The following is a 19423-nucleotide window of genomic DNA, read 5'->3' as shown; positions in this document are numbered from 1 at the left end:
GCTGGCAATGGTTTTATAATCACGAGCGTCCGAATATGGCACTGAATGGCTTCACACCAATGCAGCATATTCAACGTGTTAACTGATTCTACTTATCGCCTCCGTTAAAAATGGGGGGATTACCCGCTAATAGGAATGTTTTTTGGTTTGACCTCTCAAAAAGATACCTTTCTAATAACAGGGCTGTCTTATTTTCCTTTCTTTTTCTACGTACTACTTTTTATCCCCGCGGGTAAACTACAGATTACAGAGCAGGTTAGCAGTACCCCAGCGATAAAAATGCATAAAGTCATCGCTATCATTGCGAGAGATAAGACCTACATTACTGCCCTTCTGTGCAGCATATTGTGTTCTATTGTTTTTATTCATTACGAAGCTGTACTCCCCCAATACTTACTTCTACTGGATAGCAATGCTGCTATTAAGCTGGTGACTCTGATACTAGTCACTAATGCCTTTACCGTGTTGCTGTTTCAGACTTTTATTATGAAATTTTTAGCACCGGTAACTCTCCCCAGACGTATTATTTTAGGGAGTATTATTTTCGCTTTGTCGCAGATCGGATTTTTTCTGATCCGCTCATCGGATATTGGGTTATGGTTGACAGCAACCAGTGTATTCAGCGTGGGAGAAGCAATTTTGATGCCGAACCTGAACATTTTGCTTGACCATTTAGCCCCGCCTGAACATCGCGGGGCTTACCTTGGAGCCTCAATGCTATCTAATCTAGGTATCGCTATCGGACCATTGATCGGAGGTGTAGCATTGGCGCTAACGGGAGCAGGTGTCTTTATTTGTACAGCATTACTAAGTCTTTTGCTTTGCACGATTATGTACGCTTACCGAGTTAACATGCTGACACGTTTGCAGGATTCGTAGTAAAAATTTTAAGGGAAATGATCTGCTTAACTGGCAGATCGCTCCTTATAAGTTCATTTAAATGGCTTTATCTGAAAAATAGGTACCGCCTATTCTAATTTTTTATAATGAACACCTCAATATAGGTAACCAATTTACCAAGTTTATAGCACAGCAAGTAAAAGCTACTAAGCCCAAGGTAAAACTATATAAAACTTCCGATAGTAGCGGAATATATATTCCCAATAGAGAAAAATTGGATAATTAACTATTTTAGTTCAGGTAATTAATATGGAAAATTGTTATTTAGCTGATACAGCCTTTTTGAATACTATATATTAAGGAATTTTAAGAAAACTCATTTTAAAAAATTGTTTTAACTCAATACATTTTAATTTCATTAGTGTAATTTTAAGTTAAAACTAACTTTAGATAAATTTTAAGGAAATTTATTTATGCTTGAACCGACAGAAGGAAAATTAACCTTTAGAGCCTAAGGTAACAATATAAAGGGAAGCCATGATTATTCTCGCGTTATACACTGGCCTGACTCAGCTAAGCAATGTTCATCAGCACAATCAAAATCTGGTGTAACCATTGGACGTGGTTATGATATGGGCAATAGAACTAGTCAAGCAATAATCAATGACCTAAGTTATGCTGGTATTCATATTGAGCAAGCAAAAAAATCTCATTAGTGGCAGGTAAAAGTAACTATGATACGTATTTTTTATTTATGCCTAATAATTAATTTTTCCCTTATGATTGAATGCCAAGCAGATCAAGTAGGGATTATTATGGATAAATGTGCCTCTAAACCGATGACTAATGATATTTACGTATGTTTGTCTGAAGAGTCATCCATATTGAATAAACAATATGAAGAAAGTTTTAAAAACCTTTTAATAAAAATAAAAAACGAAAAAAAATTCGTAATAAACTTCAATGATCTTAATAATGATCTCTCTTTATCAAAGAAAAAATGGGAATCCTGGATTGATGCAGAATGCCTTACAGAAGCTGATGTTTATCAAAAAGAAACAAGGTTTTACGCTAGCATCTATGATATGTGTATGATTAAGAATTATACATCAAGAATAGATTATTATAATAATTTCAAGTTTAACTAAAAGTATATTTATGATAATTAAAATTATGTCTCATTCTGAACTCAAACACCGCACAGTCAAACTGTCAGCTAAAAATAGCTATTTCACCGAACAAGCATTGATATTTAATGGCTGAATATTGAGTAACAAAGAATCACCAAAATAACTGGGATATCCCTATCAATCAGATAAAAGCACTCTATTATGTACTGGGAGTTATTACAGAAGACAGCTGCTAGTGATTCTAAATATGGCATTGTTCGGCTGGAAAAGTAAGGAAAATAAGTTAAGCCCTTTTCACCTATAGATGCCAGCGATTCCATAATTGGATTAATACCCACGCGGCTATCATCCAACACCCTACAGCTGCAATCAGCGCAAAGGGTAACTTGAGGACATTGAGCAAAAAATAGAGCGATATAAGGTACACAAGGTAAGGGATTACAGCCCACAGACCGAAGATAATCGTTGTTTTCAGCGCCTCTATAGAGCGTTCGCTTCCCACGATGTAATGGGCGATAAGCGCAAAGGTAGGAAATAGAGGAATTAGTCCAGCTATATAATAATGTCGAGATTTAGAGAGCACACCAATCAATACAACAACCAACGCGCCAATCAAAGCCTTGGGAAGCATTTTGCTAAGTCTCATAACAATAGGAATAAGCCGAACTATCGCTTAAAACAAATGACGGTGTCAACCAGCTAGTGAGTAATCTATGAGTAATGAGTAGATTAAAAATCCCTTGGATAACTCAGCCCTGTTTGATCAAAAACGAATAATAACGTTAGCAAGAAAAAACTCGGATGGTAATCGGTGATGTATGTTGAGTATTTAATTGCGAGCGCTGCTGCCGGTACCCTTACCCTACAGCCATAAAAGGTCATTAACCATTCGTTTCTCATGGATCGCCTACTCGCTTATCAAGCTAAGGTAAGAGTCCCGTAAGGTTTTACTTCAGCGAGGGGGAAGCAAGAAAAATAAAAATTTATTTAATTATCATAAGTTTTTAAAAATAAAAATCCCATAAAGGGTGTTAAGACTGACATCAATTGACATGAGAATTTAACCAACAATTGCTAACTGCAGTCAATCTCTTACGCTGACGAATGCTAGCATCGTATTGTCTTATAAAAAAAAAGGAATTCTCATGTTAAAGAAAATAGCGAGCGCCATGGCGCTGACGACAGTATTTGGCTTTTCAATTGCCCATGCTGATGACAAAACCGTCACCCCCCATTCTATCACCTGTAAAAAACCCCCTGCTCCGCCAAAAGATGTAAATGGAAAACCCTTACCACCGCCTAAAGGGAATAAGCCCCCGATGGGGAAAGACAGTAAACCGCTTCCTCCTCCAAAAGAGGGCTGTATTCCTCCGCATCAAAAAGGATAAGCCGAATGTAATCACCTATAGCGAAGTGTGCGGTATAGGTGATTTGCATTACTAGGACGTTTATCTGAAAGATGGTTTTATTGTGCAGGCTAGGTTCAGAAATTCATCCATTAGCCGTTATTTGAATAACTCTTTAGTTAGCTGGACTGAACGCCCCCCTTTGTTACGCTCGCGCTATTTTAAACAATCTCTGCATAAAAACGCTGACCGCTATAGAGCAAAACACAAACCGTCCTCAGAAAATTGTAAATAAAAAATAGACCACTCACCTTCCCTGTATCGATCGATGTCGTCATATCAATCCAAATCTTAGCGTGCTGAGTTACCGAACTTCGCATTTCTAAAAGTACTAAATCTGCCCACCATCAATACACGAAGATAACGCTTAAATTTCTATACATTAAATCTGGTAATAATTTTTGATTGGACTATGGTTATCGGTAGAGGTGCTCACAATGCAAAAATGTCGAATTTGTAACAGTAAAAGAGTAACAGCCTGTGCGGCAAGCGGATTGAACGTGCTATTTCAAACGTCGGATTTTACTTACTCTGCGTGTGGCAAGCTTTCTACAGGGTTTGTAAGAGCGATTTTTCCTATTGCTGAATCGTTCCTTGAGCATATTGAACACTTTTTAGGTATCTATTCATTAAAACCGGCAATAGTCACTAACATTTCGTCCAGTGACGATGTCGTTTTACTCTGCCGGTCCTGTGGATTGTGGTTTAAGAAAGATAATTAGTTCATGAGGCACCCGATGTTACTAGCGAGTGACCCGTTTCCGCTGATGCCGAATAGCAAAAAACTATGATTATCTCTCTACTTTATGAGTGATAACTGAATACCCTTTATTGGGAACTTTGGTGACGACCAGCAAAGAGTAATAATATCACGCCAAATATCGCCGATAAAAACGAACCGCCCAGTACGCCTATTTTTACTTCATCGAGCAAAACTGGATGGCTAGCAAATGCTAAACTACCAATAAATAAGCTCATAGTAAAACCAATACCGCACAATGTTGCCACGCCATAAAATTGACAATATGTCGCGCCTTTGGGTAATTGCGCCCATCCAAAAATAATTAAAATAAAGGCTGTTAGGCTTATGCCAAGTTGCTTACCGACAAATAAGCCAAGCATAATGCCAAGAGGTAACGCACTGATCAGTTGGTCAGAGGTAGTATGTATAAAACTCACACCGGCATTCACGAAACCAAAAATAGGGATGATCAGAAAACTGACCCAAGGGGCAAGTCGATGTTCCAATTTTAGTAACGGCGAAGGCTGTCCCAATTTTTGCCCTGAATGTGGAATACATAATGCTAATAAAACACCGGCAACTGTCGCATGGATCCCAGATCGCTCAATGAAATACCACAGTAATAACCCCAAAAAGATATAGATAGGTAACGCTATCACTCCCCGTCGGTTAAGCAATATGAGCCCAATGACCGTAAGCATCGCCCCACCTAGCATAACCACATCAATCTGGGCAGTATAAAATAGCGCAATGATGACCACTGCACCCAAATCGTCAATAATCGCGAGGGCGGCTAAGAAGACCTTTAATGAAGTCGGTACTTTATTACCCAGTAAAGAAAGGATCCCAAGAGAGAAAGCAATGTCCGTCGCCGAGGGAATAGCCCATCCGGAAAAGGTTTGCGGGTGATGGCGGTTGATCAGTAGGTAAATGGCAGCAGGGACAATCATGCCGCCAATTGCTGCGGCTCCAGGTAAAATACGTTGTGACCATTGTGCGAGTTGGCCGGTCAAAAACTCACGTTTAATCTCTAATCCGACTAACAAAAAGAATAAACTCATTAGCACATCATTGACTAATTTTTCTATGCTCATTCCCGATACTGATGCATGAATAAATGATGTATAAAAGCGTTCGCCATCGGTATTACAGACAATAATTGCCGCCAGCGAGGTGAGAATGAGTAATATCCCTGCAGCAACAGGTGAGTGTAAAATTTTATTCAATGTCATATAACCGTCCTAGGTGTAAATGCATACTGCTTAGCTTACTAGTGTATAATAAAGAATAGCCATACACGATGCTTCTTGGACGACATAACAGCATAAACCTTACGACATTCATCTTTTGATCCCTTGTACAACCTTCGCTCAGGTCGTCATGTATAGCCCACCACAAACCACTAAGGTAATATATCGTCTGCGTAGCTGCAATCGTCGCTTATTGCAGAAGACTACCTGTTCCCTATCGATTGCAGACCTATTGATACATAGACTTTCTTAGAGACCTATAACGCTTTAACCGTATTCATTCCACAGCTAGGGTATTGAATAATGCCTTACCTCATAAGTTTAGAAGTGAGGCGTTCTTAAGCATCAGTATAGACCGGGTGAGTCATTATAGAGTTTGAAGTCTGTTTGAAGGGGGCATTAATATCCCCCCAAACGGGGGGATATTTTTTATTGGTTACCGACTTGGTCACCATAAGGAAGTGCATCGTAATCTTTTAACCCATTCTTTTTATAAGGGTTGCCAATCCAGCGCGTAGCTTGGACGAACTCAGGACTCGTGATAGAGCGTGTCGCGTCATAACCTTGATAGGTGAGTCCAGCTAAGTCAGACCATGTGTGAATAAGCTGCGAACTACTATACTTGCGGTTGACATCCACTGAGAAATCACGAGGATGAGTCGCTTGCCATGATGACGATGTCCATACTAAGAAAGGAATAGTGTACATGTGTCTAGTAGGCGTCTCTTCATTTCGACCTTGCGTTTGATGTGGTGGTGTATCGTAAACCTCTTCACCATGATCAGAGAAATACAGTAAGAAACCATTCGGATCGGTCGCGCGATAATCTTTAATGATTTGTGTGACAACTTTATCGTTAAAGTGTTGTGCACTGTCATAGTCGTTATATGTTGCAACTTGATCCGCCGTCAACCCTGCCGGCAGGTGCTGAGTGTTACCATCGAAAACACCTTCATTTTCAGGATAACGGAACTTATATTTAATATGCGTCCCCAGCAGGTGAACAATAATAAACTTCTTCGGCGCAGGGTCATTCAGCACTTTTTGGAATGGCCCTAATACATTTGTATCGTATTCACGCGCACTTTGTGTCCGCTGTTGATTCATATAATACTGCTGGTCAGTTTGTTTAGAAAATACTGTCAGCATTGTATTACGTTCAGTCATTGTTTGCTGGTTAGTTATCCAGAACGTTTTATATCCTGCTTGCTTCATCATATTCATTAACGATGGTTGGGTCAGATATAAATCAGGATTTTGCTCATCAGCAAAGGTTAAAGCCTGCTGTAATATTTCGATAGTATAAGGTCGTGAAGTCACAACGTTATTAAATACCGTCAACCGTGGGTCGGTTTTATGCAGTTCATCTAATCCTGGAGTTGTTTCACGCGGGTAACCATAAAGGCTCATCCGACCGCGTTGCGTCGATTCACCTATTACTAACACTAATGTTCTTGGGGCGTTTCCTGAGCTATCTTTTAGGTTTGCTAGGGGGGGTAACTGATTATTTTTACTTAACAACTTATCCATTTCTGTAAGCTGTTGGCGATATTGATAGTACCCAGTGACGAACTGCCAAGGTGCAGCAGGTTCTAAACGTGACGCTAAACTATTAAGCGAACTTTCAATCGGCTGGTGATTAATTCCAGTGTTCACTACGATAGGATTTAAAATTAAGCCATAAAGTAAACCGATACTGACAATCCAACGCCACATTTTGGGTAAATATACAGGTCGTAAGCGCGTCCATAAAAATAGCGCGATAAGGGTATAAACTACCACGACAGCAATCATCTTAAGACTAAAATATTGGCTTAAATATTCGCTTGCTTCATTCGCGTTCGTTTCAAACATGACAAAGAGAACACTTTGCGAAAACTCTTGCCCATAAATAACATAATAACCTAATGCTGATACCGAGGCTGCCCATAAAACAATGCCAATTAATGCAGCAAGCACTTTAGTTAATCGTGGTAGAAGAAGAATAGGAATCAGCCATAAAGAACTAAATAAGAGTGAATCCCGTAATCCATTTGTTCCACTGTAGCCACTTGCGACAATGACGACTTGTAGAAATGTGGAGAAATACCAAAAAAAGATGAGTGCAATTCCCAGAGCTTTCCAACTGAACTTGGGCGATGCAGACTTGTATGTTTCCATTGAGTGTCCTGTAATAGGCAGTTTTAGCGAAATTGCTCGGTGTGCCAACACCTATAATTGTTAGAATAAGAAAATAATAAATAGAGGATCGAAATATCACGCTATCTCGATCAAAAAATATCATTATCTTCGGGGCTTCATATTGACGAGAATAAATAATCGGGTGAAAACATCTCGCAATCACCAGCTCGAATAAGAAAAATGACACCCAGCCGTCCCTAAGTTAGCGACGACTTTATTGATGGGCGATCTCAATCGCCACCCAAAATCAGTATTTTAGGTAGCGTTCGGTATTATTTACGACGCCAAGTCGTGCCTTGAGCATTATCTTCAAGAACAACACCCAATGCATTAAGCCTATCGCGTGCAATATCTGCCTGCACCCAATCTTTTGATTGTCGAGCATTTTTTCGCATCTCAATCAGTGCTTCAATTTCTGCAACCTCTTCGTCTTTCGCTCCTTGTTGCAAAAAGACTTCTGGGGATTGCTGTAAAAGGCCGAGCACCGCAGCTAATTCTCTTAATTTCGCCGCAGCCAAATTCGCAAGTTGTTCATCTTCAGTTTTCAGACGATTTATTTCTCGTGCAAGGTCAAACAATACTGAATAGGCTTCTGGAGTATTAAAATCATCATCCATTGCCTCACGAAAACGCTGTTCATAGCGTGCATCTGCCATGGGTGTTGCATGAGGATCAGTACCACGCAATGCCGTATAGAGACGTTCTAAACTTGCACGAGCTTGCTCCAGATTTTCATGTCCATAGTTTAACTGGCTACGGTAATGTCCGGACATCAAGAAATAACGCACCGTCTCTGCATCGAAATGACGTAGCACATCGCGAACAGTGAAAAAATTGCCTAGCGATTTAGACATTTTTTCACGATCAACCATTACCATGCCTGAGTGCATCCAATAGTTAACATAAGGGCCATCGTGAGCACAGGTCGATTGTGCTATTTCATTCTCATGGTGTGGGAACATTAAATCTGATCCCCCGCCATGAATATCAAAGTGTGTACCCAACTGTTGGCAATTCATTGCCGAGCACTCAATGTGCCAACCTGGGCGCCCTACTCCCCAAGGTGAATCCCAACCTGGCTCATTAGGTTTAGCCATTTTCCATAACACGAAATCCATGGGATTTTTTTTCACTTCCGCGACTTCAACGCGAGCCCCTGCTTGTAACTGGTCTAAATCTTGACGAGAGAGTAATCCATACTCTTTATCAGTCATCACATCAAACATGACATCGCCATTATCGGCGACATATGCATGACCACGCGCAAGGAGTTTTTCAGTTAATGCAATGATTTCGCTAATATGCTGAGTCGCTCGGGGCTCACTGTCAGGAGGGAGAATATTGAGTGCTGCAAAATCCTGATGCATTTCAGCAATCATTCGATCGGTCAGTTGCTCAATAGATTCATTATTTTCATTGGCACGTTTAATGATTTTGTCATCAACATCGGTAATATTACGTACATAATTGAGCTGATAGCCGCTATACCGTAAATAGCGAGAAATGACATCAAACGCCACAAAAGTACGACCATGCCCAATATGGCAAAGATCATAAACCGTAATGCCACAGACATACATTCCAACTTTACCGGCATGAATCGGCGTGAAAGTCTCTTTTTGTCGACTTAACGTGTTAAAAATTTTCAGCATGTAACTTTTCCGTATTGATGTGTCGCGACATTTTTGCGTATTGTGCCGTATTTTTCATCCTCAGGCGAATGAATGCAAGTCCTGCCACCACGACTTGGACAATACTGACGTAATGCATCAATTTATGTTATAAAATAGAACTTCCAACGGTAAAATCCGCTGGAAAAAATTAGTTACCCGTTATTTTAACCCTGACAGGAAATCATTATGGTCACCTTCCAAACGAATTTTGGCGATATCGTTATCAACACTTTTGATGAGCAAGCACCAGAAACCGTGAAAAATTTTCTCAGCTACTGCCGTGAAGGTTTTTACGACAATACTATTTTCCACCGTGTCATCAACGGCTTTATGATTCAAGGTGGTGGATTTGAACCTGGTATGCAGCAAAAAAGTACCAAAGCAGAAATTCGTAACGAAGCAAGTAATGGTCTGAAAAATACACGCGGTACCTTAGCAATGGCACGTACTTCAGCGCCGCACTCAGCGACTGCACAATTTTTTATCAACGTTGCCGACAATGACTTTCTCAACTTCCGCGATGAAAGCGTGCAAGGGTGGGGATATTGCGTGTTTGCAGAAGTCGTCGAAGGTATGGATGTCGTTGAAAAAATCAAAGCGGTTGCTACCGGTCGTAGTGGGATGCACCAAGATGTGCCAAAGGAAGATGTTGTCATTCAAAAGACAATCGTGACCGAGTAATGTCACGCATCCTGTTTATCGCAGATCTCCATCTGTGTCAGGAAGAACCGGCAATTACTGCCGGTTTTCTACGCTTTCTTGCCCACCAAGCACAAACCTGCAGCGAACTCTATATTTTAGGGGATTTATTTGAAGCCTGGATTGGCGATGATGATCCTTCGCCACTTCATCGACAAATTGCACAAGCAATTGCCGCGCTCTCAATCCCGGTCTATTTTATTCATGGAAATCGCGACTTTTTAGTTGGTAAGAAATTTGCGCGCCAAGCCAATATGCAGATCCTACCTGAAGAGTATGTCCTTGAGCGGTTTGGTCAACGTTTAGTCATTATGCATGGCGATACTCTGTGTACCGACGATGTCGACTACCTAAAATTTCGTAAAAAAGTTCATACACCGTGGATACAATGGCTATTTTTGCGTCTTCCTCTCTCCGTGCGTCTCAATATTGCCCGTAAAATGCGCCAGCGCAGCCAATCGGCTCATCAACATAAAGCAATGGCGGTTATGGATGTTAACCCGCAAGCAGTCATTGAGGTATTTGAGCGCCATAACGCGACCTTTCTTGTACATGGTCATACCCACCAGCCAGCAATACATTCGGTTAAGGCGGTATCCTTACAAGCTCAACGCGCCGTTCTAGGGGCTTGGCATCAAGAAGGATGGATGATTGAATGGAGCGAAAAAGGCTTAATCCTCAGTGATTTTCCTTGGTAATAATACAACGCAACCGTTTTCCTCTCCGACCTGACATGTTATTCTTGCGTCCTAATTATCGCGCGTAAATACGACCTTGTGTAGGTTTTTAGGATCGAGGAGTTGAGTTCATGTCGTTAAGTCCTACCCCCGCTAAAGTAGCGATTGTAATGGGATCAAAAAGTGACTGGGCTACTATGCAGTCTGCTGCAGAAGTATTAATCGAGCTTGGTATTGAACACCATGTTGAAGTCGTTTCAGCCCATCGTACCCCCGATAAGCTGTTTAGTTTTGCTGAGAATGCTCAACAACAAGGTATCGAGATTATTATTGCGGGAGCAGGCGGCGCTGCTCACCTTCCGGGAATGTTAGCGGCGAAAACGATAGTTCCAGTCCTTGGCGTACCAGTGCAAAGTGCTGCATTAAGCGGCGTTGATAGCCTCTATTCAATTGTTCAAATGCCCAAGGGAATTCCGGTTGGAACTCTTGCGATCGGCAAAGCAGGTGCGGCAAATGCCGCGTTACTCGCCGCACAAATTCTTGCGTTACATGATGAGGTCATCGCCTCTCGCTTAGCGCAATGGCGACAACAGCAAACCGACGCTGTACTGCAACATCCCGATCCACGGGAGGACGTATGAAGTCAGTCTGTGTACTCGGTAATGGTCAATTAGGTCGAATGCTACGCCAAGCAGGAGAACCACTGGGTATTTCTGTTTATCCTGTCGGTCTTGATGCCGATCCCGCGGAACTTCCTATTAAACAGAGTATTATTACTGCTGAAATCGAGCGCTGGCCGCAAACGGCATTAACCCGTGAATTAGCAAAGCATGATGCCTTTATTAATCGCGATATTTTTCCCCGCTTAGCTGACCGCCTACCGCAAAAGCAGCTACTCGATCAGCTAGGCTTAGCGACTGCACCTTGGCAACCACTCGAGTCAGCCGACCAATGGCCGGCAATTTTCGCTGATTTTGGTGAGCTAGCCATCGTGAAACGCAGAACGGGTGGCTATGACGGTCGCGGACAATGGCGCCTTACGGCACAAACGATCGCAGAACTTCCGAATGATTGCTATAACGAATGTATTGTCGAAAAAGCAATCGCTTTTAAAAGCGAGTTATCATTAGTCGGTGCAAGGAATGCTGCGGGTGACATTGTCTTTTATCCTGTCACTCATAACCTTCACCAACAGGGCATTCTTTATGCTAGTGTCGCCCATCCTCAAAAAGATAACGAGCATCAGCAACAAGCACAAACCATGCTGACCGCTATTCTCAATAAGTTAGAATATGTCGGTGTGATGGCAATGGAATGCTTCGTTACCGACGATGGACTCTTAATCAATGAATTAGCACCTCGCGTTCACAACAGTGGACATTGGACACAAAATGGTGCCTCAATCAGTCAATTTGCATTGCACCTACGTGCTATCTGTGGATTACCCATGCCGTCTCCTGTCGTAGAATCGACCTCGGTAATGATTAACCTAATTGGCTGTAAACTTGACTACCGTTGGTTGTCAGAGGCGCTGGTCCATCTTCACTGGTACGATAAAGAAGTCCGTGTCGGACGCAAAGTGGGACACATAAACCTCTGCTCTGCCGATCCTGCGCGATTAGACGAGACGTTAACGCGATTAACAGCACGACTCCCCGCTGAGTATGCAGCAGCTGTTGAGTGGGCAAAATCGCAATACTAATGCCAAGCTGGGGGAAGCTCCCCCAGCAACGCTAGCACTTTTCCCTCTCTCTATGCTAGCGTACGCCTTTCTTCCCCTAATTGAGCCTTAGAATTCTGTGCAAAAAAATATCCTTATTACTGGCTGCTCAAGTGGCATAGGTCTTATCAGCGCGCTCGATCTTCACCAGCGCGGTTACCGGGTATTAGCAGGATGCCGAAAACCTGAGGACCTAACACGTTTAAATGAATACGGCCTGACCGCTATCCAACTGGATATGGATGACCCTGATTCGATTGAGCATGCCATCAACACCGTGACGACGCTCACTGAAGGGAGACTCTTTGGCCTCTTTAATAATGCAGGATTCGGTCAATATGGCCCCTTGACGACGATTACTCGTCAACAATTAGAACGTCAATTTTCGACGAATTTTTTTGGTGTTCATCAATTGACCATGGGGTTACTGCCACTGCTGCGTGCATATGGTCCAGCCCGAATTATTAACACAAGTTCTGTGATGGGATTTATTGCCACCCCCGGACGTGGTGCTTATGCCGCGAGTAAATATGCGCTAGAGGCATGGACAGATACCCTAAGAATGGAAGTTGCAAACGAGCTCATTCAGGTCAGTCTGCTTGAGCCTGGACCGATTACGACAGACTTCTCACAGAATGTTCAGCAAGCTGACCATGATAATCCCGTTGAAAATCCAGGAATTGCCGCACGATTTGCGCTTCCCCCACAGGCGTTACTCCCGAAAATACATCATGCGCTTGAGAGTCGTTCTGCGCGACGTCGTTACCCTGTTACCTTAGTAAGCCATGCTATGGCTATCGCAAAGCGCCTGCTTCCAACCTGTTTAATGGATTCTATTCTTAATAATCGTACAAAGAAGTGAGTCATTTACCTTGAAGCTGAACAAAATCATCCCCATGTTCAGCATTAAGCGCAGAATTAATCAATGAGGAAAACCATGATACCAGCCCAGGCTTCAATTATTGATATTGACGAAAGTAATCTCCAACAGGTTTTAGAACAATCCACTCAATTACCTGTGGTGTTCTACTTTTGGTCTGAGCGCAGTCAACACTGCGTAGAGTTAAGTCCAGTATTAAATAAGCTCGCTAATGAATATGCGGGACAATTTATTTTAGCCCGACTCGATTGTGACCAACAGCAACATATTGCTAGCCAGTTTGGACTGCGTGCTATTCCCACCGTCTACCTTTTTCAAAATGGTCAGCCAGTCGATGGTTTTCAAGGCCCGCAACCTGAAGCTGCGATTCGCGAACTTTTAGCTAAAGTCCTTCCTCGTGAAGAGGATCTTAAGGTACAACAAGCTAATGCACTCTTAGCAGAAAATAAACTTTTAGACGCATTGCCGCTGTTACGGGATGCTTGGCAAATTAGTGAACAAAATAGCGAAATTGGCTTTATCTATGCCAAAACCTTACTCGATTTACATCGTGTCGAAGAGGCGCAAGATGTGTTAAATCATGTGCCATTGCAAGACCAAGATAGTCGATATCAAGGACTACTCGCTCAAATAGACTTGTTAAAACAGGCCGCCGATTCACCAGAAATTCAGCAATTACAAACTGAATTGGAGGCAGATCCACAGAATACTGCGGTAGCAAATAGTCTTGCTATTCAGTTGCAACAAGTCGGGCGCCATGAAGAAGCATTAGCACTTTTATTTAACTTGCTTCGCAAAGATCTTAGCTGTGGAGAGGGTCAGATCAGAAAAACCTTTCAAGAGATTCTTGCAGCACTAGGAACTGGTGATGCTCTGGCGGCAAAATATCGTCGACAACTTTACTCTCTCCTCTACTAATTATCATCAGGGGTTGCCTGTGTGGCAGCCCTTTGTCCATCCAGAAATAATCGGACATTCTGCACCTTCATCACCGGGGCAATGTGCCGCAAGCTGAATTAACCGTTCACGCATCTGAGTAATTTCCTCAAGCTGCTGGGTCAATTGATCAATTTTTTCTAACGTTTTTGCTTTGATATCAGCACTACGACGTTGAGGATTGTGGTAGAGGCCAACCAGCTCGCGGCACTCCTCTAATGAAAAACCTGCTGCTTTGGCTTGTTTAATGAGTGTCAGCTCCTCGATATGCTGAGTATGATAATCGCGATAGCCATTGAGAGTTCTCGGCGGCGGTGTGAAGAGTCCCCTATTCTCATAAAAACGTATGGCTTTACTCGTAAGCCCAGTTAGCTGTGCGGCTTGGCTAATATTCATCTTTTTACTCCTATGATTTTTGCACAAGGCTTGACCTCACCCTAAGGGGAAGGTCTACACTACAATTCTACACCCTCTGAATTAGGAGCGACTATGTCTAGAACATTACAATTCACTCTTAGTGGCCTATCTTGTAATCATTGTATAGCTCAAGTCAAAAAAATACTTGAACAACGCTCTGACGTTACCTCAGCCCAAGTCACTTTGGATCATGCTACGGTTGTCACAACGGCTTCACCCGATATTTTAATTGATGTGATCAACGATGAAGGTTATCAAGCCCATATCGATGACTAAGTATAGTTGGCTGAAACAGTTTCGGCGATGGCTAACGCCGAAAAATCAATGGTCTTCCCTTACCTGTCCGACAGGGGAAAGGCAATTCGTTTTGGTCGGCAGTATCCATATGGGGGTTCCCGCAATGAGCCCCCTTTCAAGCGGACTAATAAAGACTTTGGCAGAATGCGACGGATTGGTGGTAGAAGCGGATATTACCCACCCGCTAGACTACACTCCCGAGCTTAATGAACAATCCTCTACTGTGCAGGAACAACTAACCGCCGAACAATGGCAGCGCTTTATGACAATTTGCCAAGAGTGTCATCTCCCTCATAGTACCCTTGCCCAATATCCTGCATGGCAAATTGGCCTAACCTTGCAGCAGAAACAAGCCTACTTGTTGGGATTACATCCTGAGTTTGGTATCGACCATCAATTACTGACGCTCGCGCATCGCACAAACCAGTCTGTTATCGCACTTGAAAGCCCGCAACAGCAACTTGAGCTATTAACAACCCTTCCCGATAATGGGCTCAGTTTGCTGATTGATAGCCTCACGCATTGGCGAAGTAATGCTCGTCAGCTCCAAAAGATGATTGATTGGTGGTTATCTAAAAGCCAAACTCCGCAAGACCCACTCCCTAACTTATCATTAAGTTTTGGTCATGACTTACAACAGACGTTTATTATTGAACGTAACCAACAATGGGCTAAGCAATTACTGTCGTTACCCCGCGGAAAATATTTAGTTGCTGTAGGAGCACTTCATTTAACGGGTCCCAGTAGCCTAATTGATCTTTTAAGCGATACCTCTCATCGGGAATATTTATGACCCCTGCAATCTTAGAGCTTGAGAAAGCAAAAATAGCCTTTCAACAACATAGTTATGAGCATGATGCTGACGAAATTCACTTTGGCGAGGAGGCCGTCGAAAAATTAGGGCTTACTGCCGCTACCGTTTTTAAAACTTTGCTAGTCGCAATTAATGGTGACAATAAACAATTAGCTGTCGCCGTCACTCCCGTAGCGAGCCAATTAGATTTAAAAAAAGTGGCGAAAGCCCTAAAGTGTAAAAAAGTAGAGATGGCAAATCCATTGATTGCTGAACGTGTCACCGGCTATAAAGTAGGGGGAATAAGCCCTATTGGTCAAAAAAAACGATTAATAACGTTAATTGACCTTAGTGCGGAATCCTTACCCGACATCTACATTTCTGGCGGGAAGCGTGGGCTCGATATTAGTCTTTCTCCTCAGGCCTTGGCGACGTTACTCAAGGCGCAATTTGTCGCGATTGCACGTATTGATTAATCATTAGCCACTGTTAGCGCCTCGATCATCCATAAGCATGCGGGGCCTAATGCATGACGTGCCGACCATATAATTTCTAAGTTCTTTTTTTCCGGCCAACCTGCTAAGGGCAAGCGTGTTAAACTGCCATCACCAAAATGATCAACCATCCAGCAAGGAATTTTCGCCCACCCAAAGCCTTGTTGTGCCATATCTAATAAAAGAAGATAGGATGAAGACGACCAGACTTTCCCCTCACTACGCTGTATACCCGCTCGACTCCATGTATTAAGTTGTAACTGGCGAATCGCTTTCAAATCATCAAAGGTCAACGTTGTACGTAGGCTTAGTGGATGATTTTTAGCTAAATAAATACCTGTCTGACTGGAGATAGCTAGTTGGCGGCTAATCAGCTCACCCTGCTTATAGGATTGCTGCGTGGTCACGCCGACCTGCGCACGACCGGTTTTCAGTAACTCGAGAATATCTTCATCTTCAGCAATCAAACACTCGAACTCGACATCGGGATATTTTTGTACAAATTGATGAAGTAATCGATCATGGTGACTCGCTGGCCAGTGATCAGAAATCGCAAGTGTTACGCGGGGTTCGATGCCTTGAGATAGACGTAAGGCGACATCATCAAGACGTCGATTGGCGGCTAGAATATCACGAGCTTCCGCCAATACACGTCTCCCCTCTTCCGTTAAAATTAATTGCCGTGAGGTTCGTTCAAACAGAGCAAAACCAAGATGATCTTCAAGGCTTGAAACTGCAACACTGACAGTTGATTGGCTTTTACCAAGCGCTCGTGCTGCGCCTGAGAAAGAGCCACTGGTCACAGACTGTACAAAAGCGTCAAGCGATTCTGGGGAATAAAACATATTTACCTATCGATTTTTACGATACCACTTAGTTTGCACTAAAGTCTCCTAATCTAAAAGATATAGCGTTAATAAGATACGGAGGCGTAATGAATAAAAAATCCCTGAGAGAGCGAGTATTACATGCGAGCATCTATGAAATCACCGCATTAGGCATCACTATCCCCGGTGCAGCACTTTTGCTAGACCATCCAATTGGGCACATCGGTACTACCGTGTTAGGGGTCGCATTACTGGCAATGGTGTGGAACATGCTGTTCAATGCTTTCTTTGATCGAGTCTTTCCACCGCGACTGCCACGTCGTTTTTTTGTACGTTTGTTACAAGCTATCGGCTTTGAAGGGGGGCTTTTATTGCTCGCGCTACCGTTCACAGCTTGGACTATGCATATCCCCTTAACACAGGCTTTTGCGATGGATATCGGATTACTATTTTTCTACTTGCCCTATACTTATGTTTTTAACTGGGCTTGGGATACAGTGGTCACTCGCTATTTAAAATCAAAAACGATTCATTACCGATAACTTACTGATCCCTAAACACGATTTAGCGTAATAATTTGTAACCTTTACTTATACTTACTCATGCACTTCCCTAAAGTGTGCATTTTTTTGCTAAGGTATAACATTATTTTTCTTGAAATGGAGAGGCCGATGCATTCAACAACCCCCTTAATTACCACACTTGTAGGCGGATTGGTGCTTGCTTTTCTATTTGGTATGCTGGCAAACCGGTTAAGAATCTCTCCTTTAGTTGGATACCTATTAGCGGGGGTACTGGCGGGCCCTTTTACGCCAGGATTTGTCGCTGATACTAATCTTGCCCCCGAATTAGCTGAGCTAGGGGTGATCTTGTTGATGTTTGGCGTCGGCTTACACTTTTCGCTCAAAGATCTCATGTCGGTAAAATCAATAGCGATTCCTGGCGCGGTTGCCCAAATTATCGTTGCCACCTTGCTGGGTATTGGCCTCTCCAGCTTGCTTGGATGGTCACTGATGAGTGGGTTAGTTTTTGGACTCTGCCTATCGACCGCCAGCACCGTTGTACTGCTACGGGCTTTGGAAGAGCGACAATTACTAGACAGTCAACGGGGTCGCATTGCCATTGGGTGGTTAATCGTTGAAGATTTAGTCATGGTCCTCGCTCTTGTGCTCCTTCCTGCAATGGCTGGCGTACTCGAAAAAGGAGACATGAGTTTTGGTGTTTTAGCCTGGGACCTGTTACTGACTATCGGCAAAGTCATCGCCTTTATGCTACTGATGATGATTGTCGGTCGCCGTGTTATCCCGTGGATCTTATCGCGCAGTGCCGCAACGGGTTCAAGAGAACTTTTTACCCTTTCAGTGCTTGCTCTCGCACTCGGCATCGCCTTTGGCGCAGTAGAACTCTTTGATGTTTCCTTTGCGCTTGGCGCCTTCTTTGCCGGTATGGTTTTAAACGAATCAGAACTTAGCCACCGCGCAGCCCATGATACGCTACCGCTACGAGATGCCTTTGCCGTGCTATTTTTCGTATCGGTAGGAATGTTATTTGATCCCCATATTTTAATAGAGCGTCCTTTCGCTATTATCGGCGCATTGATCATTATTCTTTTTGGAAAATCGATTGCCGCTTGGTTACTGGTCAAATTGTTAGGTCATTCTACTCGAACCGCACTGACGATTGCGGTCAGTTTAGCGCAGATCGGCGAGTTCTCATTTATCCTTGCTGGCCTCGGTATGTCTTTACAACTTTTTAGTAAAGAGGGTCAAAACCTCGTACTTGCAGCAGCCATCTTATCGATTATGCTCAACCCCATCCTGTTTACCTTAGCCGAGCGCTGGATAAAGCGACAAAAACTCGATATACCTGAGGTTGAAGAAGCTGAATTAGTCTGTGAATTACCGCAAGTGCCTCTGACCATCTGCCATCATGCCTTAATTGTCGGCTATGGCCGAGTAGGTCGACTCTTGTACGAGCAGCTCACTGACGAAGGGATCACCGTAGTTGTCGTCGAAAATAGCCGTAGCCGTATCGATGAACTGCGGGAGAAAGGAATATTGGCTATCTATGGAAATGCCGCTAAACCGGAAGTGATGCAGCTAATGCGTATCGACTGCGCGCAATGGCTATTGCTTACTATTCCTAACGGCTATGAATCGGGTGAAATCGCCTCTGCCGCGCGTGAAAAAAGACCCGACTTGAAAATCTTTGCTCGCGCTCACCATGATGAGGAAGTGGCCTATCTGAAAGAACATGGGTGTGATCATGTGGTGATGGGAGAGCGGGAAATTGCTCATGGTTTGCGTCAAGCGGTTCAGCAGACACAATCAAGCGAGAATACGGTTTTCTGTCCTCTTCCTTAAAAAAAATGCCCCACCTATGTGGGTAATGCCAGTCAGTTAAGCAACTGACTGGCTTTTTCCCTGTGCTTTTGGATACTTCCGGGGTCTCTCCTTTACCA

General features: G+C 43.1%; 21 protein-coding genes. 15 read left to right on the top strand and 6 right to left on the bottom strand.

The features are described 5' to 3' along the window. Positions 1-135 precede the first annotated feature (135 nt). A complete protein-coding gene (locus HGT73_RS14205) occupies positions 136-879 on the top strand; it encodes an MFS transporter (protein WP_338111626.1) in 744 nt (247 codons plus the stop codon). A gap of 776 nt (positions 880-1655) precedes the next feature. Beyond that, the gene (locus tag HGT73_RS14200) at positions 1656-1988 is read left to right on the top strand and encodes a lysozyme inhibitor LprI family protein (protein ID WP_214215914.1); all 333 of its coding nucleotides are present in this window, start codon (positions 1656-1658) and stop codon (positions 1986-1988) included. Between the two features lie 280 nt (positions 1989-2268). Here the strand turns inward: HGT73_RS14200 and HGT73_RS14195 are convergent, their stop codons facing one another. Further along, positions 2269-2601 carry a GlpM family protein gene (locus HGT73_RS14195; RefSeq protein WP_241623160.1) on the bottom strand — a complete coding sequence of 111 codons (333 nt, stop codon included), beginning with the start codon at positions 2599-2601 and terminating at the stop codon, positions 2269-2271. Positions 2602-3115: 514 nt separating this feature from the next. Here HGT73_RS14195 and HGT73_RS14190 point away from each other — a divergent pair. Then, entirely contained in the window at positions 3116-3358 is a 243-nt protein-coding gene (locus HGT73_RS14190; protein ID WP_214215912.1) for a hypothetical protein, read from the top strand. A gap of 455 nt (positions 3359-3813) precedes the next feature. Next, positions 3814-4098 (top strand): hypothetical protein, encoded by a 285-nt coding sequence (locus HGT73_RS14185; RefSeq protein WP_214215911.1) that lies wholly within the window; start codon positions 3814-3816, stop codon positions 4096-4098. A 106-nt stretch (positions 4099-4204) separates the two neighbouring features. On the opposite strand, the gene nhaA is transcribed toward HGT73_RS14185, so the two are convergent. The 3 genes from nhaA to cysS all read right to left on the bottom strand — a co-directional run bounded on the left by nhaA (position 4205) and on the right by cysS (position 9201). Next, on the bottom strand, positions 4205-5350 hold the full coding sequence (nhaA, locus tag HGT73_RS14180; RefSeq protein ID WP_214215910.1) for a Na+/H+ antiporter NhaA: 1146 nt from the start codon (positions 5348-5350) through the stop codon (positions 4205-4207). Positions 5351-5797: 447 nt separating this feature from the next. Next, positions 5798-7528 (bottom strand): phosphoethanolamine transferase CptA, encoded by a 1731-nt coding sequence (locus HGT73_RS14175; protein ID WP_214215909.1) that lies wholly within the window; start codon positions 7526-7528, stop codon positions 5798-5800. 293 nt (positions 7529-7821) lie between these two features. Further along, on the bottom strand, positions 7822-9201 hold the full coding sequence (gene cysS, locus HGT73_RS14170) for a cysteine--tRNA ligase (protein ID WP_214215908.1): 1380 nt from the start codon (positions 9199-9201) through the stop codon (positions 7822-7824). Between the two features lie 207 nt (positions 9202-9408). Here cysS and ppiB point away from each other — a divergent pair, with 207 nt between their 5' ends. The 6 genes from ppiB to HGT73_RS14140 all read left to right on the top strand — a co-directional run bounded on the left by ppiB (position 9409) and on the right by HGT73_RS14140 (position 14116). After that, complete coding sequence (gene ppiB, locus HGT73_RS14165; RefSeq protein ID WP_214215907.1) at positions 9409-9903, top strand: peptidylprolyl isomerase B; 495 nt, start codon at positions 9409-9411, stop codon at positions 9901-9903. Continuing rightward, complete coding sequence (locus HGT73_RS14160) at positions 9903-10619, top strand: UDP-2,3-diacylglucosamine diphosphatase (RefSeq protein ID WP_214215906.1); 717 nt, start codon at positions 9903-9905, stop codon at positions 10617-10619. Before ppiB ends, HGT73_RS14160 begins: the two co-directional genes overlap by 1 nt. Positions 10620-10729: 110 nt before the next feature. Continuing rightward, on the top strand, positions 10730-11239 hold the full coding sequence (gene purE, locus HGT73_RS14155; RefSeq protein ID WP_214215905.1) for a 5-(carboxyamino)imidazole ribonucleotide mutase: 510 nt from the start codon (positions 10730-10732) through the stop codon (positions 11237-11239). Continuing rightward, positions 11236-12300: a 5-(carboxyamino)imidazole ribonucleotide synthase gene (gene purK, locus HGT73_RS14150; protein WP_214215904.1), complete on the top strand. Its 1065-nt coding sequence runs from the start codon at positions 11236-11238 to the stop codon at positions 12298-12300. Before purE ends, purK begins: the two co-directional genes overlap by 4 nt. A gap of 97 nt (positions 12301-12397) precedes the next feature. Then, entirely contained in the window at positions 12398-13180 is a 783-nt protein-coding gene (locus HGT73_RS14145; protein WP_214215903.1) for an SDR family oxidoreductase, read from the top strand. A gap of 78 nt (positions 13181-13258) precedes the next feature. Beyond that, complete coding sequence (locus tag HGT73_RS14140; RefSeq protein WP_338111627.1) at positions 13259-14116, top strand: co-chaperone YbbN; 858 nt, start codon at positions 13259-13261, stop codon at positions 14114-14116. A gap of 6 nt (positions 14117-14122) precedes the next feature. Here HGT73_RS14140 and cueR read toward each other — a convergent pair whose 3' ends face one another. Further along, positions 14123-14530 (bottom strand): Cu(I)-responsive transcriptional regulator, encoded by a 408-nt coding sequence (gene cueR, locus HGT73_RS14135; protein ID WP_214215901.1) that lies wholly within the window; start codon positions 14528-14530, stop codon positions 14123-14125. 93 nt (positions 14531-14623) lie between these two features. On the opposite strand from cueR, the gene HGT73_RS14130 reads away from it, so the two are divergent. From HGT73_RS14130 to ybaK, 3 genes are read left to right on the top strand one after another with little or no spacing between them, the layout of a single operon-like run. Continuing rightward, positions 14624-14827, top strand: a complete 204-nt coding sequence (locus HGT73_RS14130; RefSeq protein WP_214215900.1) for a cation transporter — start codon at positions 14624-14626, stop codon at positions 14825-14827. Then, the gene (locus HGT73_RS14125; protein WP_214215899.1) at positions 14820-15641 is read left to right on the top strand and encodes a TraB/GumN family protein; all 822 of its coding nucleotides are present in this window, start codon (positions 14820-14822) and stop codon (positions 15639-15641) included. The genes HGT73_RS14130 and HGT73_RS14125 overlap by 8 nt, the downstream gene beginning before the upstream one ends. Further along, positions 15638-16117: a Cys-tRNA(Pro)/Cys-tRNA(Cys) deacylase YbaK gene (gene ybaK / locus HGT73_RS14120; protein ID WP_214215898.1), complete on the top strand. Its 480-nt coding sequence runs from the start codon at positions 15638-15640 to the stop codon at positions 16115-16117. The genes HGT73_RS14125 and ybaK overlap by 4 nt, the downstream gene beginning before the upstream one ends. Here the strand turns inward: ybaK and HGT73_RS14115 are convergent. Next, the gene (locus HGT73_RS14115) at positions 16114-16980 is read right to left on the bottom strand and encodes a LysR family transcriptional regulator (RefSeq protein ID WP_214215897.1); all 867 of its coding nucleotides are present in this window, start codon (positions 16978-16980) and stop codon (positions 16114-16116) included. The two genes, ybaK and HGT73_RS14115, sit on opposite strands and share 4 nt — an antisense overlap. 89 nt (positions 16981-17069) lie before the next feature. On the opposite strand from HGT73_RS14115, the gene HGT73_RS14110 reads away from it, so the two are divergent. Further along, entirely contained in the window at positions 17070-17504 is a 435-nt protein-coding gene (locus HGT73_RS14110; protein ID WP_214215896.1) for a PACE efflux transporter, read from the top strand. Between the two features lie 129 nt (positions 17505-17633). Continuing rightward, the gene (gene ybaL / locus HGT73_RS14105) at positions 17634-19325 is read left to right on the top strand and encodes a YbaL family putative K(+) efflux transporter (protein ID WP_214215895.1); all 1692 of its coding nucleotides are present in this window, start codon (positions 17634-17636) and stop codon (positions 19323-19325) included. The last annotated feature ends 98 nt before the right edge of the window (positions 19326-19423 follow it).

Source organism: Rosenbergiella australiborealis, from assembly GCF_018494035.1.
Classification (GTDB): domain Bacteria; phylum Pseudomonadota; class Gammaproteobacteria; order Enterobacterales; family Enterobacteriaceae; genus Rosenbergiella; species Rosenbergiella australiborealis.
This window is presented reverse-complemented; position numbering and strand designations above follow the sequence as displayed.